Origin of the sequence: Paenibacillus sp. FSL R7-0313 (assembly GCF_037969885.1) — a bacterium.
Taxonomy (GTDB): domain Bacteria; phylum Bacillota; class Bacilli; order Paenibacillales; family Paenibacillaceae; genus Paenibacillus.
Genome location: NZ_CP150219.1, coordinates 1012091 through 1035758 on the forward strand (window position 1 = coordinate 1012091; position 23668 = coordinate 1035758).

The 23668-nt window shown below is 47.0% G+C and carries 19 protein-coding genes, 2 tRNA genes, 2 rRNA genes and 1 other RNA gene; 1 reads left to right on the forward strand and 23 read right to left on the reverse strand.

Annotated features, from left to right (window positions below; genetic code table 11):
* Positions 1-70: 70 nt before the first annotated feature.
* The 18 genes from NSQ38_RS04470 to rpoE all read right to left on the reverse strand — a co-directional run bounded on the left by NSQ38_RS04470 (position 71) and on the right by rpoE (position 15706).
* Positions 71-146: transfer RNA gene (locus tag NSQ38_RS04470), tRNA-Ala, on the reverse strand.
* 22 nt (positions 147-168) lie between these two features.
* Positions 169-245: transfer RNA gene (locus NSQ38_RS04475), tRNA-Ile, on the reverse strand.
* A gap of 36 nt (positions 246-281) precedes the next feature.
* Positions 282-398: ribosomal RNA gene (rrf, locus tag NSQ38_RS04480) — 5S ribosomal RNA — on the reverse strand.
* A gap of 100 nt (positions 399-498) precedes the next feature.
* Positions 499-2051, reverse strand: a 16S ribosomal RNA gene (locus NSQ38_RS04485).
* 347 nt (positions 2052-2398) lie between these two features.
* Positions 2399-2668, reverse strand: a complete 270-nt coding sequence (locus NSQ38_RS04490) for a pro-sigmaK processing inhibitor BofA family protein (protein ID WP_074092952.1) — start codon at positions 2666-2668, stop codon at positions 2399-2401.
* Positions 2669-2700: 32 nt separating this feature from the next.
* A complete protein-coding gene (locus tag NSQ38_RS04495; protein ID WP_240768338.1) occupies positions 2701-2976 on the reverse strand; it encodes a DUF2508 family protein in 276 nt (91 codons plus the stop codon).
* 184 nt (positions 2977-3160) lie between these two features.
* A complete protein-coding gene (gene recR, locus NSQ38_RS04500) occupies positions 3161-3760 on the reverse strand; it encodes a recombination mediator RecR (protein ID WP_036607246.1) in 600 nt (199 codons plus the stop codon).
* A gap of 35 nt (positions 3761-3795) precedes the next feature.
* Positions 3796-4107: a YbaB/EbfC family nucleoid-associated protein gene (locus NSQ38_RS04505; protein WP_036607248.1), complete on the reverse strand. Its 312-nt coding sequence runs from the start codon at positions 4105-4107 to the stop codon at positions 3796-3798.
* A gap of 41 nt (positions 4108-4148) precedes the next feature.
* Positions 4149-5894 carry a DNA polymerase III subunit gamma/tau gene (gene dnaX, locus NSQ38_RS04510; RefSeq protein ID WP_339787412.1) on the reverse strand — a complete coding sequence of 582 codons (1746 nt, stop codon included), beginning with the start codon at positions 5892-5894 and terminating at the stop codon, positions 4149-4151.
* A 174-nt stretch (positions 5895-6068) separates the two neighbouring features.
* Positions 6069-6336, reverse strand: an RNA gene (ffs, locus tag NSQ38_RS04515) — signal recognition particle sRNA large type.
* 146 nt (positions 6337-6482) lie between these two features.
* Entirely contained in the window at positions 6483-6680 is a 198-nt protein-coding gene (rpmE, locus tag NSQ38_RS04520; protein ID WP_036607255.1) for a 50S ribosomal protein L31, read from the reverse strand.
* Between the two features lie 102 nt (positions 6681-6782).
* Positions 6783-8057 carry a radical SAM protein gene (locus NSQ38_RS04525; protein WP_074092949.1) on the reverse strand — a complete coding sequence of 425 codons (1275 nt, stop codon included), beginning with the start codon at positions 8055-8057 and terminating at the stop codon, positions 6783-6785.
* A 97-nt stretch (positions 8058-8154) separates the two neighbouring features.
* Positions 8155-9480, reverse strand: coding sequence for a transcription termination factor Rho (rho, locus tag NSQ38_RS04530; protein WP_036607258.1), 1326 nt, complete (start codon positions 9478-9480; stop codon positions 8155-8157).
* 465 nt (positions 9481-9945) lie between these two features.
* Positions 9946-11199 carry a UDP-N-acetylglucosamine 1-carboxyvinyltransferase gene (locus tag NSQ38_RS04535; RefSeq protein WP_017691290.1) on the reverse strand — a complete coding sequence of 418 codons (1254 nt, stop codon included), beginning with the start codon at positions 11197-11199 and terminating at the stop codon, positions 9946-9948.
* A 147-nt stretch (positions 11200-11346) separates the two neighbouring features.
* Entirely contained in the window at positions 11347-12201 is an 855-nt protein-coding gene (gene fba, locus NSQ38_RS04540) for a class II fructose-1,6-bisphosphate aldolase (protein WP_307540789.1), read from the reverse strand.
* A 260-nt stretch (positions 12202-12461) separates the two neighbouring features.
* Positions 12462-12848 (reverse strand): response regulator, encoded by a 387-nt coding sequence (locus NSQ38_RS04545; protein WP_017691292.1) that lies wholly within the window; start codon positions 12846-12848, stop codon positions 12462-12464.
* A 230-nt stretch (positions 12849-13078) separates the two neighbouring features.
* The gene (locus NSQ38_RS04550; protein ID WP_076217010.1) at positions 13079-14683 is read right to left on the reverse strand and encodes a CTP synthase; all 1605 of its coding nucleotides are present in this window, start codon (positions 14681-14683) and stop codon (positions 13079-13081) included.
* A gap of 453 nt (positions 14684-15136) precedes the next feature.
* Positions 15137-15706 carry a DNA-directed RNA polymerase subunit delta gene (rpoE, locus tag NSQ38_RS04555; protein ID WP_091039194.1) on the reverse strand — a complete coding sequence of 190 codons (570 nt, stop codon included), beginning with the start codon at positions 15704-15706 and terminating at the stop codon, positions 15137-15139.
* Between the two features lie 462 nt (positions 15707-16168).
* Here rpoE and NSQ38_RS04560 point away from each other — a divergent pair, with 462 nt between their 5' ends.
* Complete coding sequence (locus tag NSQ38_RS04560) at positions 16169-17323, forward strand: S8 family peptidase (RefSeq protein WP_339787415.1); 1155 nt, start codon at positions 16169-16171, stop codon at positions 17321-17323.
* A gap of 283 nt (positions 17324-17606) precedes the next feature.
* On the opposite strand, the gene argS is transcribed toward NSQ38_RS04560, so the two are convergent.
* The 5 genes from argS to NSQ38_RS04585 form a co-directional block, all read right to left on the reverse strand.
* Positions 17607-19286, reverse strand: a complete 1680-nt coding sequence (argS, locus tag NSQ38_RS04565) for an arginine--tRNA ligase (protein ID WP_091020191.1) — start codon at positions 19284-19286, stop codon at positions 17607-17609.
* Positions 19283-19708 (reverse strand): DUF1934 domain-containing protein, encoded by a 426-nt coding sequence (locus NSQ38_RS04570; protein WP_017691299.1) that lies wholly within the window; start codon positions 19706-19708, stop codon positions 19283-19285. Before NSQ38_RS04570 ends, argS begins: the two co-directional genes overlap by 4 nt.
* Before the next feature lie 265 nt (positions 19709-19973).
* Entirely contained in the window at positions 19974-20243 is a 270-nt protein-coding gene (locus tag NSQ38_RS04575) for a DUF6171 family protein (protein ID WP_338589831.1), read from the reverse strand.
* Positions 20243-21724, reverse strand: a complete 1482-nt coding sequence (locus NSQ38_RS04580; RefSeq protein WP_339787417.1) for an alpha-N-arabinofuranosidase — start codon at positions 21722-21724, stop codon at positions 20243-20245. The genes NSQ38_RS04575 and NSQ38_RS04580 overlap by 1 nt, the downstream gene beginning before the upstream one ends.
* Before the next feature lie 218 nt (positions 21725-21942).
* Positions 21943-23130, reverse strand: coding sequence for a hypothetical protein (locus tag NSQ38_RS04585; RefSeq protein WP_338589827.1), 1188 nt, complete (start codon positions 23128-23130; stop codon positions 21943-21945).
* Between the last annotated feature and the right edge of the window lie 538 nt (positions 23131-23668).

Consider the following 23668-nt stretch of genomic DNA (forward strand, 5'->3'; position numbering starts at 1 on the left):
GGAATGTTCTAATTCGCGTTTGTTTCGTTTCGATATCTAGTTTTCAAAGAACAAACTTGTAAAACATTTTTGGTGGAGCCAAGCGGGATCGAACCGCTGACCTCCTGCTTGCAAGGCAGGCGCTCTCCCAGCTGAGCTATGGCCCCATATAAAATTTAAAGGTATAGATGGTGGGCCCTGGTGGACTCGAACCACCGGCCTCACCCTTATCAGAGGTGCGCTCTAACCAACTGAGCTAAGGGCCCACATTACATATACTATTTGAACCCAAAATGGGTTACGCTTGGCGGCGTTCTACTCTCCCAGGACCCTGCGGTCCAAGTACCATTGACGCTGAAGGGCTTAACGGTCGTGTTCGGGATGGGAACGTGTGGAACCCCTTCGCTATCGCCACCAAACGTTTGAGAGTTTGAGCTCTCAAAACTGAGCAACGAGTGAGTGTTTTGCAGCTTAGCTGCTTATTTGAATGTTTCCGTTGCAGGAAACGATTCTCCATAGAAAGGAGGTGATCCAGCCGCACCTTCCGATACGGCTACCTTGTTACGACTTCACCCCAATCATCTATCCCACCTTCGGCGGCTGGCTCCTTGCGGTTACCCCACCGACTTCGGGTGTTATAAACTCTCGTGGTGTGACGGGCGGTGTGTACAAGACCCGGGAACGTATTCACCGCGGCATGCTGATCCGCGATTACTAGCAATTCCGACTTCATGCAGGCGAGTTGCAGCCTGCAATCCGAACTGAGACCGGCTTTGTTGGGATTGGCTCCATCTCGCGATTTCGCAGCCCGTTGTACCGGCCATTGTAGTACGTGTGTAGCCCAGGTCATAAGGGGCATGATGATTTGACGTCATCCCCACCTTCCTCCGGTTTGTCACCGGCAGTCTATCTAGAGTGCCCATCCGAAATGCTGGCAACTAAATATAAGGGTTGCGCTCGTTGCGGGACTTAACCCAACATCTCACGACACGAGCTGACGACAACCATGCACCACCTGTCTTGAATGTTCCGAAGAAAAGGTACATCTCTGCACCGGTCATTCAGATGTCAAGACCTGGTAAGGTTCTTCGCGTTGCTTCGAATTAAACCACATACTCCACTGCTTGTGCGGGTCCCCGTCAATTCCTTTGAGTTTCAGTCTTGCGACCGTACTCCCCAGGCGGAGTGCTTAATGTGTTAACTTCGGCACCAAGGGTATCGAAACCCCTAACACCTAGCACTCATCGTTTACGGCGTGGACTACCAGGGTATCTAATCCTGTTTGCTCCCCACGCTTTCGCGCCTCAGCGTCAGTTACAGCCCAGAGAGTCGCCTTCGCCACTGGTGTTCCTCCACATATCTACGCATTTCACCGCTACACGTGGAATTCCACTCTCCTCTTCTGCACTCAAGTCACCCAGTTTCCAGTGCGATCCGGGGTTGAGCCCCGGGATTAAACACCAGACTTAAATGACCGCCTGCGCGCGCTTTACGCCCAATAATTCCGGACAACGCTTGCCCCCTACGTATTACCGCGGCTGCTGGCACGTAGTTAGCCGGGGCTTTCTTCTCAGGTACCGTCACCTTGAGAGCAGTTACTCTCCCAAGCGTTCTTCCCTGGCAACAGAGCTTTACGATCCGAAAACCTTCATCACTCACGCGGCATTGCTCCGTCAGGCTTTCGCCCATTGCGGAAGATTCCCTACTGCTGCCTCCCGTAGGAGTCTGGGCCGTGTCTCAGTCCCAGTGTGGCCGATCACCCTCTCAGGTCGGCTACGCATCGTCGCCTTGGTGAGCCGTTACCCCACCAACTAGCTAATGCGCCGCAGGCCCATCCCCAAGTGACAGATTACTCCGTCTTTCCAGTTTCCTTCAGGCGAAGAAAACAATTATTCGGTATTAGCTACCGTTTCCGGTAGTTGTCCCAAACTTGAGGGCAGGTTGCCTACGTGTTACTCACCCGTCCGCCGCTAACCATCCGAGAAGCAAGCTTCTCTTCAAGTCCGCTCGACTTGCATGTATTAGGCATGCCGCCAGCGTTCGTCCTGAGCCAGGATCAAACTCTCCAATAAAGTATTGAAAAGAGCGATAAGCTCATTTTGAATCTGACGAGATTAAAAATCTCATTTGTGCTCCAGTCGATTCAAGCCAAGGCTTGTCTCAACTTTCACGTTCATTCTGCAAGCAGAATGTTTACTCACTCGTTGTTCAGTTTTCAAAGATCAAACTTGTTTTTTCGTCACCATTTTCTCTCAGCGGCGACTTTTATAATATATCATACTTCGTTTGTTTTGGTCAAGTGTTTTTTTGAAATTCTTTTTCGAAGTTCGTAATGAACTCCTTCATTTCATCTAAAGCATCCAACCAAGCAAGCAAAGCAACGAGATATAATGTACCATATAAATATCCCGCGAGTCAACTATCCGAACAAAGAAATTTTCAACCCTAATAACAACCCCACACCTGGCAATCCCAAAACAGTTACAGTTCCTATCGTTGCAGGGTTCAGCGGGATGTAGGTTCCTGTAATCCAGCCGGAATAATTCACGATATATATCCCTACTGCAGCTAGCACCAGATGAATTCCGAATGACGTAAAAAACGATAATCCTATCCGCTTTCTGAATAAAACAACGATAAGCCCCAGTAATGATATAACCAATACACTTCCCAGTATGATACTCTTCATATGTTACACCTCCGTCTTTAATGTAAACGCGACTACATACTAATCCCTCGCTGTGATGTAACATCATCATTCGCTCTGGCTCGCTTCGCTCTTCTCAAGTGGATCTGGTACTTCCGCTCAGCTGCCTCCAATACATAAATGGCATAATCAATCTCATCCTGCCCCTGTGCATCTTCAAACTGTCTCATAGCCCGTTCCCATTCCTGCTTAGCCAACTGAATATCTGCATAGATCTGATCCGCCTCAAGTTCCTTCAACATTCTGTTGTGTTTCTCTACCGAGTTCCGTGTATTTCGCCACAAAAACATAAACTCTCCCCCTCCTGATCAACACAGCTATTCTCATACTTATCAGGGAAAGGACAAACTTAGAACTTGGGCATTCATTTTCTTCACAAAAAAAAGAGAGCCCTAAGGCTCTCTTTACACATCGAAACTTATTTAGCATCCGAAGTTTCCAAGGAAGTGCACTGCGTAATACAAATTGATCACACTAACGCATCTCCCTGCGCCCTTCCAATGCTTTGGAAAGGGTCACTTCATCCGCATACTCAAGATCGCCACCTACAGGCAATCCATGCGCAATCCGGGTCACACTGATCTCAAACGGACGCACCAACCGGGAGATGTACATCGCTGTAGCCTCACCCTCAATATTGGGGTTTGTCGCTAAGATGATCTCTTTTATACGTTCATCACTTAGTCGAACCAGGAGTTCCTTCAACCGAATATCGTCTGGGCCAATTCCCTCCATAGGTGAAATCGCGCCCTGTAACACATGATAGTATCCATCAAATTCCTTGGTGCGCTCCATGGCCACCAGATCTTTCGAATCCTGAACTACACAGATTACAGAGACATCCCTGGACTTATCCTGACAGATGCGACACGGGTCCGTATCAGTGATATTACAACATACAGAACAGTAATGAAGATTACGCTTCACACTTACGAGCGCTTTGGCAAAATCGATAACGTCATCTTCCTTCATGTTAAGCACATGAAAAGCTAAACGCGCTGCCGTCTTGGGACCTACACCCGGCAACCGGGTGAAGGCATCAATCAGCTTGGCTATTGGTTCGGGATAATACAATCGATTGTGTCTCCTTTGACAGGATCAATTTTTAATTAAAATAATCCCGGAATATTCATGCCGCCTGTGAACTTGCCCATATCCTTGTTGGCAATCTCATCGGCTTTTGCCATTGCATCATTAACAGCTGTCATAACGAGATCCTGCAACATTTCAACATCTTCCGGATCTACCGCCTCAGGTTTGATCGTGATAGCAAGCAATTTCTTGTGTCCGTTAACTTCAGCCGTCACTACACCGCCACCAGAAGTACCTTGGACTGTTTTGTCCGCCAGTTCCTCTTGTGCTTTCAGCATTTGCTCCTGCATTTTCTTCACTTGTTTCATCATTTGGTTCATGTTGTTCATAATTGTTCATCTCCTTTGTTATGGTTATCGCGCTATGCGCATTATTCTTTGATCACTACAAGGTCCTCACCAAAGAGCTGGATGGCTTCATCAATCCAAGGCTGTTTGTTGCCTGAACCGCCGTCTTCATGCTCAGGTTCAAGCTTAAAGTCCTCCTTTGGCGCTTCAGAAGCTCCCTCCATTGCTCCGGTCCAATCTTTGAGCATCATCGTCACCAATCGTGCAGGACGCCCAAGCTGTTCGGACAACACCCGCTCAATGACTTCACGGTTGGCCTGCTTTTCCGTTGTTTCACGGTGAATGTTGTTTTTAAAAGCAACCAACACATTGTCCTCAAGCAATGATACCGGCTCACCATCCACAAACCAGGCGTGAACGGTAACCCGCTCTTCCTTCACTCGTTGCAGGATCTGACTCCATTTTTTGCTGATCTCCGCGAACTCAGGGGCTCCCTTGCGCGCAACATACTGATCCAACTGTGCAGGAAGCTTCGCAGGCGAGTTTCCTCTTGATACAGGGGCCCTTGTTGCCGGACGAGATGGAGCACTCGATGCACCTTCTCCACCAGACAAACCACTTTTCAGTGCACGATCCAACTTCTTCTCCAACTCAGCAAGCTGCTGCTTCAAGCGGTTGATCTCTCCCCCATCAACAGGTGCTGCATGAGCTGAAGCTCCCACCTGAACAGAAGCCTCACCTTGAGCTGGAATACTACACAGTTTAAGCAATGCAACTTCGAATAATGTCTGTGGTTGTACTGCATATTTCATTTCACTCTGGTACCGATTAAGGGTGTCAATCATGTGGAACAGTTGTTCCCTGGTGAATGACTCCGCCATATCACGGAAAGACTCCGGATTAAGTACCCGGTCCGTCAGTTTATCTGCATCAGGTACCATCTTAATCATAAGCAAATCACGGAAATAATACAGTAAATTCTCCATGCACTTGTCTGCACTCTTTCCTTCATGCATGAAACCTTCAATCATCTGCAAAATATGACCAACATCACCCTTAAGCAGCGAAGCAGCGAGTTTGGCAAATTGCTCTGAAGCAATTCCACCCGTCATGTCCATAACCTGCTGGTACGTTACTCGTCCATCCGTAAATGAAGAGATCTGATCCAGCACACTAAGTGCATCCCTCATTCCACCGTCCGATAAACGGGCAATGTATTGGAGCGCATCCTGGTCAGCTTCCATGCCTTCCTGTTCACAGATCAGTGTAAGTCTTGCTGTCTGCTCTTCCAGGGATACCCGGCGAAAATCAAATCGCTGACAGCGCGATATAATGGTAGCCGGAAGGCGGTGTGGTTCCGTTGTTGCCAAAATAAACATCACATGTGGCGGTGGCTCTTCCAATGTTTTGAGCAAAGCATTGAATGCCTCCGTTGTCAGCATGTGCACTTCATCAATAATATAGACTTTCTGCCGGACTTCGGTTGGTGCATATTTAACCTTTTCCCGAAGATCACGAATTTCTTCAACGCCCCGATTGGATGCAGCATCAATCTCCTGCACATCCATCACAGCGCCAGTCGTAATTCTGCGGCAAGCTTCACACTCGTTACAAGGTTCAGGCGCAGGCCCACGTTCGCAGTTCACAGCTTTGGCCAAAATCTTGGCGGCACTTGTCTTTCCCGTTCCTCTGGGCCCGCTAAATAAGTAGGCATGGGAAGTCCGCTGTTCACGAATCGCGTTCTGCAAGGTCTGAATAATATGCTGTTGCCCCACCATATCTTGAAACGACTGGGGACGCCAAGCCCGGTATAACGCGATATGCTCCATGATGCGTTACCTTCCTTCCACTTCGCATTCGAGTCCTTTGTCGTTCCCCTATTATACTATATTCCAGGGTGAATCCAAACTTTATCTGACTCATTCATGCGTGGTTTATTAAGACATATCAAAAAGACCTCTGCATACATACAACTGCAAAGGTCTCTACATTTAAATGGTAAGCCGTGCACCTGCTATCGATATTTGCGATCCAAGTGGCACCCCTGAACAATAGCTCGGGCTAGGCAACCCTCCGGCACAAGAGTGATCTCACTTATGGCTGCTTCCTTCCGGACCTGACCAGGTTCATGAGTACTCATTGCGGAGGACCCAACCGTCAACACCACGTTTAGGGACCAAACCTCACATCGGCAAAACCTCTAGCAGGAATTCAACCTCGCTATAGCGGATTGCGAGTTACAGGGCACCGCTACCTCCCCATCTAGCACGGTAAGAAATAGTATAACGTAAGGTTATCCAAATTGCAACCAGAGGAACTCGGAAGCGACTATGCTTACATATAACATATAAAAACCCCTGCCAGATCAGCAGGGGTGTGTTGGATGCAATTAGCAGACAACTCCAAGAATTGTCCAATTAGATTCCGTATTTCTTTTTGAAACGATCAACACGGCCGCCAGCATCGATAAACTTCTGTTTACCTGTGAAGAACGGGTGGCACGCGGAGCAAATCTCTACACGAAGTCCGTCTTTAACCGAACCTGTCTCAAAAGTATTCCCGCAAGCGCAAGATACTTGACCAATCGTGTAATTAGGATGAATTGCTTCTTTCATTACCTTTCACCTCTTTCCGCCCTGAGCCTCAAGCGGACCCAGAGTAAATGGCACAACTCTGAGATTATAACACGGCCTTGTGCCTGTTGCAATCCATTATTGTTATGAGGTAATCAACCGTTTTGGACGTGCCATTCCAGCAGGTGGAACATGGGTATACGATCCGATCACAACATCAGGCAACTCGTCTTCAAAAATCTCAATCATCTGCTTCATGCCCAAGATATCACCTTGAGCTGGAGGGATTAATTCCAGATAACTCTCCGGATCAATATTGAGATTACGCATCTGAATCAAGCGTAGATCGGTTCTTCTTGCAAACTCAATCATCGCCTCAATCTCTTCTTCACGATCTGTTACACCTGGGAAAATCAGATAGTTAATGGAGGTGTATACACCCTGCTGCGCTGCGTATTTCATCGATTTCTCAACATTGGCTAAGGTATAACCACGCGGTTTATAGTAGGCGTTATAGTGGTCATCCAGTGCACTAATTGTACTTACGCGCATCAGATCCAATCCAGCATCTACAATACCTCTAATGTGATCGTTCAGACCGGCATTGGTATTAATGTTGATATACCCCATGTCCGTTACGGAACGAACTTCGCGAATCGCTTCTATGATCAGCTTGGCCTGTGTGGAAGGCTCCCCTTCACAACCTTGTCCAAAGCTAATGATGGACTCCGGCGTCTTCAGGTGTTCCAGCATAACTTCCACAATCTCATCCACACGTGGTCGGAAGTTCATACGTGTCTGCGGGGAAACAAAGCCGCTATCATCCGGTTGCTCGGAGATACACCCGAAACAGCCTGCATTGCAAGAATAGGATACCGGCACTCCACCTTCCCAACGATTCAGGAACGTGTTCGATGAAGTTAGACATTCATATCCAAGCGCACAGTTGGATAGATGGGTGTAGAGACGGTTCTCGGGGTATTGCTCTGTCAATCGTTTAACCCCTGAACGTACATCGTCACGATCACAGTTGAGCGGATTCCATTTTTCAGGACTATCCGACTTCGAAGCGGTGACATAGAAACCACCATCTTTCCAGACTACTGCGGAATAACCGAACAACGGCAACTTATACTCTTTATCCGTCTTCACATAACCAGGGAGACACAAACGAGTGAATCCCTGTGGAAGCAACGCACCTACAGCCTGTGTGTCCGTTGGCATTGGCAGCATCTCACCGGTATCCGGGTCCATACCAATGGGCCGGGTACTCGGGAGTCCTACCAACGTTGCACCCTCTGGCAAAGGGATAAGTTCATCTTCCATAATCTCAACGATCATATCTCCACTGCGGGCAAGCCCGTACAGGGAAGGGTGATCAAATACATTACCTTTTTCATCTGCGTATACTAAATACATGATGTTCTCCTCACATCTAATGGGTTAAACCTAACGACGAGTGTATTGTAACATTTACAGCAATGCTGCAAAAAGAAAGTGATTAATTAAATGACGCTTACGTCGATGTACCTGACGTAGCTGTCTGTCTAGGTGAACGACGGGTTGTTGTTGTACCGGAATTGCTTGTCGGGCTATTACCAGCCGAATCAAATGCCGCCAAAAACTCTGCATTTGTCTTGCTGTTACGAAGTTTTTTCAGGAATCCTTCGACAAAGTCATGGGAATCATTCATGTTTTTACGAATTGCCCAGATTGTATCCAACTCTTCCTTGCTGAGCAACACTTCTTCACGACGGGTACCGGAACGACGAATGTCGATTGCCGGGAATATACGACGTTCAGCCAGACGACGGTCCAGATGCAGTTCCATATTACCCGTACCCTTAAACTCTTCATAAATGACGTCATCCATACGTGAACCGGTATCAATTAATGCAGTTGCCAGAATCGTCAAGCTTCCGCCTTCTTCCACATTCCGGGCAGAACCGAAGAAACGTTTCGGACGATGGAACGCAGCTGGATCAATACCACCACTAAGTGTACGACCGGATGGTGGAATAACCAGGTTATATGCACGGGCAAGACGCGTAATGCTATCCAGCAGGATAACGACATCCTTTTTAGCCTCAACCAAACGAAGCGCACGTTCAAGTACCAATTCTGCCACCTTGATATGATTCTCAGGCAGTTCATCAAATGTTGAAGCCACAACTTCCCCTTTTACCGAACGCGACATATCCGTTACTTCCTCTGGACGTTCATCAATCAACAGGACAAACAGTTCAATTTCAGGATTGTTAGTTGAGATGCTGTTGGCAATTTCTTTGAGGAGAAGCGTTTTACCCGCTTTGGGAGGTGCTACGATCAATCCGCGCTGTCCCAATCCTACCGGGGCGAGCACATCCATAATTCGTGTGGACAAATGGTTGGGGGATGTTTCGAGAACCAGTTTTTTCTGCGGATACAGTGGGGTTAGTGCCGGGAAGTGAAGTCGCTCTGCAGCCGCCGATGGATTCTCACCATTTACAGCGTTTACTTGCAACAAACCGAAGTATCTCTCGTTTTCCTTAGGCGTTCTACACTTACCTGATACGAGGTCACCTGTTCTTAGGTCAAACTTGCGAATCTGAGAAGCTGAGATATAAATGTCTTCCGTACTTGGCAAGTAGTTAATTGGTCTTAAGAATCCGTAACCTTCAGGTAAAATCTCGAGTACACCTTGCATGAACATCAGGCCGCTTTGTTCAGCTTGTGCACGTAGTATAGCAAAGATTAATTCTTTCTTTTTTAACGTACCATAGTAAGGTATCTGATATTTTTTGGCCAGTTTGTAAAGGTCCGTTAGTTTCATTTCTTCCAAATCGGAAATTTGTAGATCCATATAATAACCACCTATTCAATTAATAAGTCCGTGTGAAATGGATAGTTTCGCTAGATGTTCCGGCTATAGAGCGCAGCATCTGCCACAATCTCTCCTGTCCATTGTACGGAATGTAACCGTTATAATGCAAATACTTGTCTTTGAGTGTAAGTTTCCGGGTGGGATGGCCAACATTCGGCAAGATCCGCTATTGAGTGAACGATGCAATGAGGCGATCAATCCGGATAGACCGGCTATGGAGCGCAGTTCAAACAAAACCGGGGGTTGGGGATGAGAAATGATGTTCTTACAGCCATATGAAGTTTAATTCAAAAAAAGACCCTCCGGTAAAGGAAACAGTAACATTTCGTCTTATGCCGGAGAGACTGAGAACTCTATTAAAACAGGTTTACCTAATCATCGAAAAGATATGCAGTTCAGTTAAAATAAACATGTATATGACTGAATCATGCATAATGCTTCCTATTAATCAGTTTCCCGCCATACATCTGCACCGAGCAGGCGCAGATTAGTCACCAAGTGATCATAACCACGGTCGATATATTCGACTCCAGTTACTTCAGTCACACCTTCACTGACGGTGAGACCTGCAATCACCAGCGCTGCTCCAGCGCGAAGATCGGATGCTTTTACTTTGGCTGCGTTTAATGCACTGCCTTCAATAATCGCTGACCGTCCTTCTACTCGAATCTTTGCGCCCATCCGCACCAACTCAGGCACATGCTTGAACCGATTACTGTATACAAAGTCGCTCAGGACACTCACACCGGTTGCCTGTGTTAAAACACTGGTCATGGGTGACTGTAGATCCGTTGGGAAACCAGGATATACAAGTGCCTTCACGTCAACGTGGTTATAACTTGGTTTACCAATGACACGTATACTTTCATCTAACTCTTCAATGCCAACACCCATCTCCAGCAGCTTTGCCGTTAAAGCTTCCAGATGTTTGGGAATCACATTGTCAATCAGAACATCTCCGCGCGTCGCCGCTGCAGCGATCATATACGTACCTGCTTGGATACGGTCCGGAATAATGGAATGACGGCAGCCTTTAAGCTCCGAGACCCCTTCAATACGGATCGTTTCGGTACCTGCACCCTTAATGCTGGCACCCATGGAATTCAGAAGTGTTGCTACATCTATAATCTCAGGCTCTTTAGCCGCGTTTTCGATAATTGTAGAGCCTTTGGCACGAGTAGCCGCCAGCATGATATTAATGGTTGCGCCGACACTGCTTACATCAAGATAGATTTTTGCTCCGCGCAGCTCTTTGGCATGCAAATGAATGGAGCCATGTTCGTTTGTTACGGTTGCGCCAAGCGCTTCAAACCCTTTGATATGTTGATCAATTGGACGAGGCTCAAAATTACAGCCCCCTGGTAAACCTATGGTCGCTTCTTTGAAACGCCCTAGCAATGCACCCATCATATAATACGAAGCGCGAAGCTTCTTCACGGGACCATTCGGCATAGGAATGGATTTGATGTCAGAAGGGTCAATCTTCATCTGACTGCCTTCCCAAGTCACACGTGCTCCGAGTTCCTCCAAAATTTCTGCATAAACCGCCACGTCACTCAAAAGCGGCAGGTTGTCCAACACGACTTCTGACTCGGCAAGCAATGCTGCAGGAATAAGCGCAATGGCGCTGTTCTTGGCGCCGCTTATAGTTACAGTTCCCTGTAACGGACGTCCGCCACTAATCATCAATTTTTCCATAAAGCTTAATGTCCCCCTACGTGTTTTGCAGCCGATGAACGGCAATACGTGCTGTTGGCTTCCGATGTAGAAATAAGGTGTGAAAATGGAAAGACACCGGCTAGGCGGTGTTTTTCCATTTCACAGTATGGAACTGGTAAAGTTAAATTACGCTTTGTTGTTAGAACCAAACTCGCGGATTTTACCTTTAACGGTTTCTTTGATTGCTTCACGGCCTGGTACGATGAATGTACGTGGATCGTAAGCATCTGGTTTAGCTGCAAGCACTTCACGAACCACTTTTGCAAAAGCAATTTGGTTCTCTGTGTTTACGTTGATTTTGGACGTACCCAGGGAAATGGCTTTGTCGATGTCGTGTTTAGGAATACCTGTACCACCGTGCAATACGAGTGGAACTTGTACCGCGTCACGAACTTCTTCCATTTCTTTGAAGCCCAGGTTAGGCTCGCCATGGTAAGGACCGTGTACGGAACCAAGAGCTGGTGCCAATGTGTCGATACCTGTTTCTTTAACGATACGGATACACTCGTTCAGGTCAGCGTACATGATACCGCCGATAACGTCGTCTTCTTGTCCGCCTACAGTACCTACTTCAGCTTCTACAGAAACGCCTTTAGCGTGTGCATATTCAACAACTTTTTTAGTCATTTCGATGTTCTCATCGATAGAGTGGTGGGAACCGTCGATCATAACGGATGTGAATCCAGCATCGATCGCTTCTTTACACTTGTCGAAGCTTGAACCGTGGTCCAGGTGGATTGCAACTGGAACGGTAATTTTCATGTCGTGGATAAGTCCTTCTACCATTTTAACTACAGTGTAGAAGCCACCGATGTGACGTGCTGCGCCTTCGGATACACCCAGGATTACTGGGGATTTCTCTTCTTCAGCAGCACCAAGAATCGCTTGAGTCCACTCAAGGTTATTGATGTTGTATTGACCAACTGCATATTTTCCTTCAAGTGCTTTGTTCAACATGTCTGTCATAGATACTAATGGCATGGTTTCAATCCTCCTAGGGGTTTGGGTTGTGTCTATGGTTTTTAGCCGAAATCACATACGGGCTTATTATACCACATCCCATGTCAAATACTAAACAAGCATTTGCAAAAATGCTGTGCTTTGCAGCACAGTTTTCATAGACACCGCTTTATAACTTCCCCATTTCCAATATTCCCCGGATGAAGGAGTGAAATACCCCATTTTCCCACCAAGTACCTTCTATGTTCTCCACACGCAAAAAAATCCTGTATCAACAGGATTCAGCTGCATTTATTGGCAGTACCATTGCGAAGTTGCATATTCACAGCCACTCGCATCTCGTCGATATCAAACGGTTTCGTAAAGTGCATGAGCGCCCCGAGATCTGTGGCTTCCTTAATCATGTCCAGTTCACCATAAGCGGTCATCATGATCACCTTGATACCCGGATCAATTTCTTTAATATGCTTCAGGATTTCCAGACCGTCCATCCCAGGAATCTTCATATCGAGCAATACCAGGTCAGGCTTGTCATTATTCACAATCTCCAGAGCAACCTTGCCGTTGGGTGCTTGAAACGTGTTATACCCCTCACTGCTGAACACTTCCATTAACAGGATTCGGATACCATTCTGGTCATCAACAATCAAAACTTTTTTATCTTCCACTCTGTAACCTCCTAGAATTAGGAAAGCATGTACATCTTCGAATCTGGATAACTATCCCATAGTCGTCATGATAAGTATTCTACCTCTTCCATTAAAATCCTGCTACCTTCACAAAATGACAAAAAGCATTTCCACCTGCTCTTTACACAAAAAAAAAGGGATGTTCAGGCAGCCGCTATGGTTGCCAGGAACATCCCCAATATCTATTACGTTAACACTAAAACCATGTATTACTTCTGTGCATTCTCCAGAGAAGCTTTTACAAACTCACGGAACAATGGTTGCGGACGGTTCGGACGGGAAGTGAATTCCGGATGGAATTGTACCGCCAGGAACCATGGGTGTCCTGGAAGTTCCACGATCTCAACCAGACGTCCATCCGGGGATGTACCCGAGATAACCAGTCCTGCTTTTTCAATCGTTTCACGGTATTCATTGTTGAACTCATACCGGTGACGGTGTCTCTCATACACCAGCTCGTCATCATAACAAGCCATCGCCAAAGAACCTTCCTGAAGCTTACAAGGATACAGCCCCAGACGCATCGTGCCACCCAGATTCTCGATATCTTTTTGCTCAGGCAACAGATCGATCACAGGGAATTCCGTAGCCGGATTAATCTCGGAGCTGTTCGCACCATTCAAACCAACGATGGAACGTGCATATTCAATAACGGAAACCTGCATACCCAGGCAAATACCGAAGAACGGAATTTGTTTCTCACGAGCATAACGGATTGCCGATACTTTACCTTCAATACCACGATCTCCGAATCCGCCAGGAACAAGGATACCACCAATACCATGTAACAGGTCGCCTACATTCTCATCCGTAATATCTTCAGAAGGAACCCAGCGGATTTTCACATCGGCATTGGATGCAAATCCTGCATGAGACAACGACTCAACAACACTCAGGTATGCATCATGCAACGCTACATATTTACCAACAATAGCGATCTCAACTGTATGCTCCAATTTGTTGATCCGGTCAACCAGCCCTTCCCACTCGCTCATATCCGGTGCAGGAGTAGTCAGTTTCAGGTGATTTACCACGATCTCATCCAAGCCTTCTTCACGCAGGTTCAGAGGTACTTGATACAACGTGTCTGCATCACGACATTCAACCACGGCATTCTCATCAATGTCGCAGAAGAGAGCGATCTTGGCTTTCATGTCTTTAGACAGTTCATACTCCGTACGGCATACAATCACATTCGGTTGAATACCAATGCTGCGTAATTCCTTAACACTATGTTGCGTTGGTTTTGTTTTCACTTCACCAGCTGCTTTGATATAAGGAATAAGTGTTACGTGAATGTACATCACATTGTCGCGACCTACATCACTCTTGATCTGACGGATAGCTTCCAAGAAAGGCAAACTCTCAATGTCGCCCACTGTTCCGCCAATTTCCGTAATAACCACATCCGAACCTGCTTCACGTCCAGCGCGGAATACACGCTCTTTGATCTCGTTCGTAATGTGTGGAATAACTTGTACCGTTCCGCCCAGATATTCCCCGCGCCGCTCTTTGCTGATGACGGAAGAGTATACTTTACCAGTCGTGACGTTGCTGTTTTTGGAGAGATTGATATCAATAAAACGTTCATAGTGGCCAAGGTCCAGATCCGTTTCCGCGCCATCATCCGTTACAAAAACCTCGCCGTGCTGATAAGGACTCATTGTTCCCGGGTCGATGTTAATATATGGATCAAATTTCTGGATTGTTACCTTAAGCCCTCTGTTTTTCAGCAATCTGCCCAGAGAAGCAGCCGTAATCCCTTTGCCCAGGGAGGACACAACTCCGCCCGTCACGAAAATATACTTTGTCACTGTTATTACCCTCCTAATATAAGTACAGAAATTCAGGCGATATATGGTGTTATCGTAACCTGTTTCCCAGGTAATCATCGTTAAAAAGAGCAATGGCAGAAATTCCCTGCATCTGCGAACTGCTCTTTCTGCGAAGACGGTTTAAATACACGTTGTTCTACAGCAAAAAATGGTGCAAATATTCCGGTAGCCTTCATTCCATTTGGTGTTTTTGATATACAAAAACGGGCCACGAAATGTTGGCCGGGAGCATACGGAAAAGAAATCATTTTGCAAAATTATGCCTCTAAAAATACAAAAAAAAGTACTCCCGTAGGACGGGGCACCTTCTATAAAAAACATAAATATATTGTCGCTCATTCATAAGCCCATGCAATAGTTTACCCGTTACCCCGTCCGCTGTCAAGGCTGACTATTCCGGGGAAACGGGTAAATTATAGACGTCAAAAATGACTACCGATTATCAGAATCGTCGTCAAATTCATCCTCGTTTTCGGACTCTTCTTCGTCTTCTTCGAGGTCTTCATCTTCCAGATCGTCATCTTCAACCAGCACTTCTTCTTCGCTGTCTTCTTCGTCAAAGATGTCGTCTTCGTCTTCATCTTCTTCGTCTTCATCTTCGTCTTTATCCGGGCTGTCGAAGTCTTCATCGCTGTTATAGCTGTCTTCTTCTTCACCGAAGTCTTCATCTTCCAGATCATCGTCTTCATCGTTGATGATACGCGGACGCTTCGCACCCGTCATGGAATCTTCTGTTCCAGCTACCGGATACCAGCGTTTCAAGCCCCACAGACTTGTACCGACGCAAGCAAAACGGCCATCGATATTAATCTCGGTATATAGCTGGGCGATAAACTCGTTGATTTCTTCATCAGTCATTCCGCGCTGCTTCGCTACCTCATTCATCAAGTCACGATAGTAATACGGCGTATTAGCCGCTTTCAGCACCATAAAGGCAAGGTCCACCAAAGGGATCTCTTTTACCTTTTCTTTATCAATTTTCAAATTGAGCGAGGTACTCACTGCAGACACTTCCTCTCACACAAAATTCACTTTTTAACCCCTACGAACTGGACTGTTACGTATAACATATCCATTAACAAACCTAAGTAAAACCTATTTAGCGTTAAAAAGCAAGTTTTTATGTACGGATGTGACGCAAATGCGGAGAGCAGCAACAATATGTCCATATATTCAACGTGAAGTGACATCGAACCCACAAGAATATCCTCTTTTGCCAAAGAGACAACTCCATAATAAAAAAGACGGAGTCCCCTCCGCCTTCTGACTGTATACCCTTGGAGGATTACTCCTCACCAGGTTCCCCGCAAGAGCCCTCTAGCTCTCCATCCATCATATGTCCCTGCGCCCGTTTTGACACGAAGAGAATGTGTTTTTGTAAAAAAAGGGCAAGTTCCCCATGCGGCGGGATGAGCGCATTCATAGAATACCTCAGCATGTTCATCCCGAAGGGGGCTGCCCATTATGGACTATACTGGTTTATTGCATCAATTGATTGACGGAATGCGACGCCCTGAACCAGAACTTGGAGGGCGATATTTGATCCGATTTGCCAAACCGCAGCAGTACGAGGCCTGTCTCGTAGAATTGTCCCGAATGCGGAATGAATTCACCGACCTTGGGGCTGTCCGTTCCTCGCGACTGGCTCGTTCCATTATCGCTCCAGTCCAACGCCCGGAGGACCTATACCGCTATGCGGATGAGATTACGATTGAAGCAGACGTCCCCATCTCCCTTCATGCCACCGCACTCCACAACAAACCAAGTAATGCCCAAGGCATACCATGGGGAGTGAAGCAGATTCGGGCGCCCAAAGTATGGTCTGTGTCTACCGGACACCGAATTAAAATCGGTGTGATTGATACAGGTGCTGATTATCACCATCCTGATCTTCGTTATTCCCTGGCACGCGGAATCAATCTGTTAAACCGCAGCCTGCTTCCTCATGATGATAACGGACACGGTACCCATATTGCAGGGACCATTGCCGCAGCCAACAGCACCGCAGGCATGATTGGTGTTGCTCCACGCTCCCTGATCTATCCGGTGAAAGCATTTGACCACAACGGATCGGCTTATGTGTCCGACATTGTACTTGGCATCGACTGGTGTGTACGTAACAAGGTCGATATCATCAATATGAGCTTTGGCATGAAAACACGCAGCAAGGCGCTTCTTGACGTTGTCAATCGTGCATACCATGCTGGAATCGTTATTGTTGCTTCGTCAGGAAATGACGGCAAACGCCGCAGTATTGATTATCCGGCAAGGTATCCGCAGACCATATCCGTTGGGGCAACCGACAAAAACAGACGTATTGCGTCCTTCAGCAATCGTGGCGCATATGTGGATGTCTATGCACCTGGTGATAAGATCGTCTCCTCTTGGGTACAAGGCAAGCACCACGAGATGAGCGGCACATCCATGGCGACGTCCCATGTGAGTGGCGCTATCGCCTTGCTGCTCTCCAAACATCCGGGGTTGTCCCCGAGTGAAATCAAGACACTCGTCAAACGTGCTACGATCCCGCTGCGCGCCCGCAAGACCACCACCGCAAAAAGTAAGGTGCGTGGTGGTGAGATTGATGCCCTGAAGCTAATGCAGGAGGGCGGGGAGTGAGCCAGCTCTGCAAGAGGACAGCAGAACTTAATTGAGACTCGTGGCGAAACCCAGTAGCCCGGCCCAGGCAGTACGCACGAGGGAGTATACCTAGCGGCTGAGGCTCTAGGTTACGCCCGCTGTGATGTAAAGGTAGGCTAGTGTACCTTGGACCAGGCATTTCTTTTTCTTCAGCTAGGGTACACAACAAAAAAAGTCTCCATGTACCACGTTGAAGGCAATCAACGTGGACAGGGAGACTTTTTGCCTTAGGCAGAGCGGCGATGTGCCGCTCGCATGGAATTTACATTTTGTCAGGAGCGGTTACGCCTACCAGACGAAGCGCCGTTGCGATAACAGTACGCACAGCACCGATCAGTGCCAGACGTGCTTGAGTTTGCTGCGCGTCTTCCGTAATAACACGTTCTGCACGGTAGTAGCTGTGGAACAGGGATGCCAGCTCGTATACATAACGGATGATACGATGAGGCGCATATCCTGTTGCTGCTGCCGAGATTTCCTCAGGCAGCTCTCCCATTTTGCGGAGAAGATCATACTCGTGCTCTGTTGTCAGCTTGGACAGGTCAATCTGTGCCAGTGGCAGCAGTTCAATACCTTGTTCTTCAGCCTGACGGTATACGCTGCATACACGTGCATGAGCGTATTGTACGTAGAATACAGGATTCTCATTGGATGTCGAAATCGCAAGGTCCATGTCAAAGTCCAGATGGGAGTCCATGCTGCGCATTGTGAAGAAGTAACGGATGGCATCAATGCCGACTTCATCCATCAGGTCTTCCATCGTTACAGCTTTACCTGTACGCTTGGACATCTTCACTTTTTCACCGTTCTGGAACAAGCTCACCATCTGTGCAATCAAGACCACCAGTTTCTCGGGGTCATTACCCAGCGCTTGCATTGCGGCTTTCATCCGTGGAATATATCCGTGGTGATCCGCACCCCAGATGTTGATCATCGTGTCGTATCCACGAGCATATTTGTCGCGGTGATAAGCAATATCTGGTGTCAGGTAAGTATACGTGCCATCGTTCTTGATCAATACACGTTCTTTGTCGTCACCGTACTGCATCGTTTTCAACCAAGTTGCTCCATCTTGCTCATAGATTTCATTGCGGTCACGCAATTCATCAAGTACTCGCAGCACTTCTCCATTGTCATACAGGGAAGTTTCGCTGAACCAGATGTCAAAGTTAACACGGAAGCGATTCAAGTCACGTTTGATCTTGTCCAGTTCCTTCTCCAGGCCGAAATCACGGAAATAAGCCGCACGGTCACCCGGATGCATGGACAGCAATTCGTCACCCTTTTCAGCAACAAGCTGCTTGGCAAATCCTTTAATATCTTCACCATGATAACCATCTTCAGGCATCTCAGCATCCTGACCCAGCTCTTGCAGATAACGAGCTTCAATGGAACGAGCCAGATTAAACACCTGATTACCTGCATCATTAATGTAGTATTCACGGGTTACATCATATCCTGCGTAGTCAAGGATGTTACATAGTGCATCCCCTACAGCTGCTCCACGGGCATGGCCCAGATGCAGGCTGCCTGTCGGGTTGGCACTGACAAACTCCATCTCGACTTTGCGTCCTTCTCCGATGTTAATTCTTCCGTAATCTTTACCCTGCTCCTGCACAAGCGCAAGTACTGGATAAAGGTAACTCTTGTCCAATTTGAAATTAATGAATCCTGGGCCAGCAATCTCAGCCTTCTCGATTCCGGCTTCAGCCAGATTCAGATTGGCAATGATCTCTTCAGCAATCTGACGCGGATTGCGCTTGGCAATCTTGGTCAGCTGCATGGCAGCATTGGTCGCCAAGTCCCCGTGTGTCTTCTCACGCGGCACTTCCAATGTGATGGCTGGCAATTCGTCCTGCGTAACAATTCCGGCCGCCACAATGGCGTTGCCGATGGCCGTGCTTACCCGTTCGTTAATCGTATCTAGTGGATTACGTGTCATGAAATTGGTTCCTCCTGTATATGCAAACTAATCGCGAAATGTCCGGATTCTTCATCAAAGCGGTAAAAGTCGTAGCTCCACGCTGCGCGTGCGCTCAATCCCTGAATGGAAAGTTCCAGCTTCTGTGTATGCGTGGACAGGGCAAACGACATGTATGGCGATCGGTAGAAACCAGGAAGCTTCCGATTCAATTCAAAAGTCTGCTCCGATTCCACCTCACCATGACGTATAATCTTGATGGATTGTCCGCCCAGCTTCAATGTTGTACGGGTTGTACCTCCCTCAGGTCCAACCTGCGGTTCTTCATAACGAACATAAAGAACGGACCCTTTTAACACGGCTTCACCCTGCATTTCCTGCAGCACATCTTCACCTTCATAACGGCTGTGCAGCCGGATGTGTACCGGTCGCATGTTCGACATGAATGTTAACCTCCATTATATTCGAGGCGACGCAAAATCAGGCACGGCTGGTGAGAACAGCCCTTCCCGTATTGTTGTGTCGCTATACGCGCTCATATTCCCGGATAGCTCGCTATCCTACACTCTACTGTATAACTATATCCAGTTCCCTCGCTCAATTCAAATCCAAATTCAGAGTTTTTTCCTCATCAAGCCAAAAAAGAAGAGCCGCACCTGTAAAGTGCAACTCCCTTTTGCTTCATTATAATAAGATTCGTTCATCCGATCAGGCCCATTGCGATTCATAAGGAAAAGGACATGTCGACTCACTCAGCTTCGCTCGCACCTGTACGAGACAACCACAATGCCGACAAGTTGTGCCATATTGCAATCCCGGACAAGCAGAGCAGATGGATAGCCGACGTTCATATTCCTCATCCTGTACCGTCTCACGCGAGCGTGAGGCAATCTCCACAAGTCTGGCCATTTTTGCATCGCTAATCTTCACATCGTACTGATCATCACAGCCCTTGCAAGGTTCCTGCCTTTTCATCATTAACCCTCAACAGCGATGACCCCAACCGATGCTGGAGGAAGAACAAAACGCAAAGTGTTATTCTCCAGTGTGAGTCCCTCCCACGCCGCAGGCTGAACATGATTCGGCTGTTCAAAGGTATTGAATGCACCAAAATCAGTATGGTGCAGAATCTGCCCGGTTACTTTAGCCGCTTGAGCTGCGTCCAGCTGACACACAACTTCCAACTCATCGGTATGACTCAGATTACAAGCTGTCACATGAATGACCCCATCCTTGTTGCGGGACGCTGACAAGCTGAGCTGCGGAATGGTTTCTTCTCCGAAGGTATACCCAGGGCTTTCATAATTCAAATCCAGTCGCTGTGCATCCATATGAACCTGATACATATCAAATACATGGTACGTAGGGGTCAGGAGCATTTTGTCACCTTCCGTGAGCACAAGCGATTGAAGCACATTGACGATCTGCGCAAGATTTGCCATGTGTACCCGTTTATTATGTTGGTTGAAAATATTCAGGTTAACACCTGCAAGCACAGCGTCCCGCATCGTATTTTGTTGATAAAGGAATCCTGGATTGGTTCCCGGCTCAACGTTATACCACGTACCCCATTCATCCACAATAATGCCGACTCTGCCCTCTGGATCATATTTGTCCATAATCTCGGAGTGCTTCACCAGTAATTCATCCATATGGAGCGTCTTATTCAAGGTGGTGAACCATTCAGACTCGCCAAATCCTGTAGCTGCGCCTTTATCATTCCACTCTCCTGTAGGGATGGTGTAATAATGAAGACTGATTCCATCCATAAAGCGAGCAGCCTCCCGCATCAGGACTTCCATCCATTCATAGTTGCCTTCGTTGGGTCCACAAGCGATTTTATAAATCTCGTTCCCGGAATAGTTACGTACATATGTAGCATACCGACGGTATTCATCCGCATAATATTCAGGACGCATATTGCCGCCGCATCCCCAGTTCTCATTTCCCACGCCAAAATACTTCATTTTCCACGGTTCTTCCCTACCGTTACTCTTACGCCAGTTCGCCATCGGGGATTCGCCGTCAAACGTGATGTACTCCACCCATTCCTGCATCTCCTGCACTGTACCGCTACCCAGGTTGCCACTAATATATGGCTCCGTGCCGAGCAACTCACATAATCTCATGAATTCATGCGTACCAAAGTGATTGTTCTCTTCCACACCACCCCAGTGTGTATTGATCATACGGGCACGCTCACTCTTTGGACCCACGCCATCTTTCCAGTGATATTCATCGGCAAAACAACCGCCTGGCCAGCGAAGTACTGGAATATTAAGCTTCTGCAAGGCCGTCAATACATCATTTCGAATCCCATCCGTATTCGGAATGGGTGAATCTTCTCCTACCCACAACCCCTCATAAATACAACGTCCCAAGTGTTCGGAAAAGTGACCATATATATTGCGATTTATTAATCCTTGATCTGAATCCGCCTTTAAAATAACATCAACCATGATTTCAACCTCCATATAATGTATTGTTATCGCTTACAATAACTCGTTTTAGAGTAGGTTTCAACCGTTTTTATTTCTAGACAAACAAGCCTCTTCCTGTGTAAATGATTAGGAAAAGGCCTGTTTGTTATAGAAATTCATGCAGAGGTATACCAAATTGATTTTTATTCATTTCTAATTTGGATTTGCTCCATTGTTATTTCAGAATAACAGGCTATTTAATCCTGCTCTGAAGGCAACAACATTTTTTGTGTCCACGTCGTTCCACCATCTGTAGTCTGATAGATCGCAGGAGAGTTATCACTTGTGACTACGAGCCAACCCGTCTTGGCCGATGGGAACGAGATACGGGAACTGTATCCCGGATCTTTCAGGTCAATATTTTTCCACGTGGAACCTGTATCATAAGAACGTCCAATACCCACTTTGCCAGCTGCGGGTGAACCTGCAGACAGATAAGCCGTCTGATTACCAATCAACGCCATGTTGCCGGGATGGCCACCCGGGTTGGCTGGTCCGTTTCCTTTGCCTGTACTATTTGTACCTGGTGCAGGACCTCCCCCTGCTGTAGATTGCGCAAATACTTGGGTCCAGTTCTTGCCTTGATTACCGCTCGCATAGAGGGAGTAGGATTGTTGGGACATGCCTGCATCACCATACAGAAGGGCCCATACTTGCTGGCCATGTGCATACAGATCTGCTCCGCTCCATGTGTCTGAGACAACTCGAAGAGAGGTGGTCCAGTTTTTGCCGCCATCACTCGTTTGCTTCAGATGATATCCCGATCCAGGTACAACCACGACGGCATACCCTTGTTTCTCTGTTGCAAAGGCAGCTGCACGCGTGTTGGCAGGTGTATTCATTTTACTCCAGGTTACCCCGCCATCCTTCGTCTGATATGCACCATTATAGGTGTAACCAAAACCTACATCTTTATTGCGAAAATCGATTCGCTTGAATTGAATGCCCGGCGTATCGAGCCGCGTCCAGTGAGATCCCCCATCTTTGGTACGGATCAGATAGGTTGCAGGTGAATCCTTCACTCGCGCCAGCGCATATCCGTTCACATTATTCGGAAAATCAAGCTGTGTGAATTGCCATTGTCCGGTATAAATGGACTGCCACGAACATCCTGCATTCGAAGTACCGATCAGGAAGCCTTCACCCCCAGCTCGTCCAGTTGTATCATTAAGAAAATCAATGTCAGTAAATTGCAGATGTTGCTCTTCCACACCGCTGCCCTTTTTCAATGTAGCAGATAGTCCATGATCTCCCTTTCCACATGCCTGCGAGGATGCAGCGTTAGCACCTGATAGCGTATGTACCGGTCCCATCCCCCAAGCCAGCGTTAACGATAATGCGAGTGCACCAATCCGTTTCCATGTCATTGTACTCTTGGTTGTCATCGTAACACCTCCTTCTATGGTTTTACCCAAATATGATGGTTCTAACGTAACAATCTGATTAACCCTGATGACAATTCCGCAAGAAAAAAACCACCTTTACCCATGATTGGATCATGTAGGAAAGGGTGGTTCATCACCAAACATTGTGTACTCTAAGTTAAATGGGATACGTCACCACAGCAAGGATAACAAAACTGATACTTAAGAAAAGGCATAAACTAAAATATATTTTGTTGTATTTATATTCCCGAATACTATATGCAGCAAAAAGCATGGCCAGATCAGCCACCATCAACGTGAAGTTGAGAAATATCGTCACTGCTAATACAAAATTGATGACAAACACTATAAAAACTGCAGTTAGCCACCTGGGATACATACTCAATTGAGTCCGAATCACACGCATTCACATCCACCTTTCCCTTCCTCTATTTCCATATTATACACAAATATTAAGATAGAGTCATACCGAGGCACGATATCTGCGTAAGAGGAGAGTCCATACGAACACATGAAATAAATGGTAGAGACAAGGGAA

Excerpts from the sequence above, each read along its gene's own strand:
- argS (WP_091020191.1), bottom strand. The coding sequence starts at position 19,286 with ATGACACGTAATCCACTAGATACGATTAACGAACGGGTAAGCACGGCC.
- dnaX (WP_339787412.1), bottom strand. The coding sequence starts at position 5,894 with ATGGAGCATATCGCGTTATACCGGGCTTGGCGTCCCCAGTCGTTTCAA.
- fba (WP_307540789.1), bottom strand. The coding sequence starts at position 12,201 with ATGCCATTAGTATCTATGACAGACATGTTGAACAAAGCACTTGAAGGA.
- NSQ38_RS04570 (WP_017691299.1), bottom strand. The coding sequence starts at position 19,708 with ATGTCGAACATGCGACCGGTACACATCCGGCTGCACAGCCGTTATGAA.
- NSQ38_RS04490 (WP_074092952.1), bottom strand. The coding sequence starts at position 2,668 with ATGAAGAGTATCATACTGGGAAGTGTATTGGTTATATCATTACTGGGG.
- NSQ38_RS04560 (WP_339787415.1), top strand. The coding sequence starts at position 16,169 with ATGGACTATACTGGTTTATTGCATCAATTGATTGACGGAATGCGACGC.
- NSQ38_RS04525 (WP_074092949.1), bottom strand. The coding sequence starts at position 8,057 with ATGTATTTAGTATACGCAGATGAAAAAGGTAATGTATTTGATCACCCT.
- NSQ38_RS04585 (WP_338589827.1), bottom strand. The coding sequence starts at position 23,130 with ATGACAACCAAGAGTACAATGACATGGAAACGGATTGGTGCACTCGCA.
- NSQ38_RS04505 (WP_036607248.1), bottom strand. The coding sequence starts at position 4,107 with ATGAACAACATGAACCAAATGATGAAACAAGTGAAGAAAATGCAGGAG.
- NSQ38_RS04535 (WP_017691290.1), bottom strand. The coding sequence starts at position 11,199 with ATGGAAAAATTGATGATTAGTGGCGGACGTCCGTTACAGGGAACTGTA.
- rho (WP_036607258.1), bottom strand. The coding sequence starts at position 9,480 with ATGGATCTACAAATTTCCGATTTGGAAGAAATGAAACTAACGGACCTT.
- NSQ38_RS04575 (WP_338589831.1), bottom strand. The coding sequence starts at position 20,243 with ATGATGAAAAGGCAGGAACCTTGCAAGGGCTGTGATGATCAGTACGAT.
- rpmE (WP_036607255.1), bottom strand. The coding sequence starts at position 6,680 with ATGAAAGAAGCAATTCATCCTAATTACACGATTGGTCAAGTATCTTGC.
- NSQ38_RS04495 (WP_240768338.1), bottom strand. The coding sequence starts at position 2,976 with ATGTTTTTGTGGCGAAATACACGGAACTCGGTAGAGAAACACAACAGA.
- NSQ38_RS04580 (WP_339787417.1), bottom strand. The coding sequence starts at position 21,724 with ATGGTTGATGTTATTTTAAAGGCGGATTCAGATCAAGGATTAATAAAT.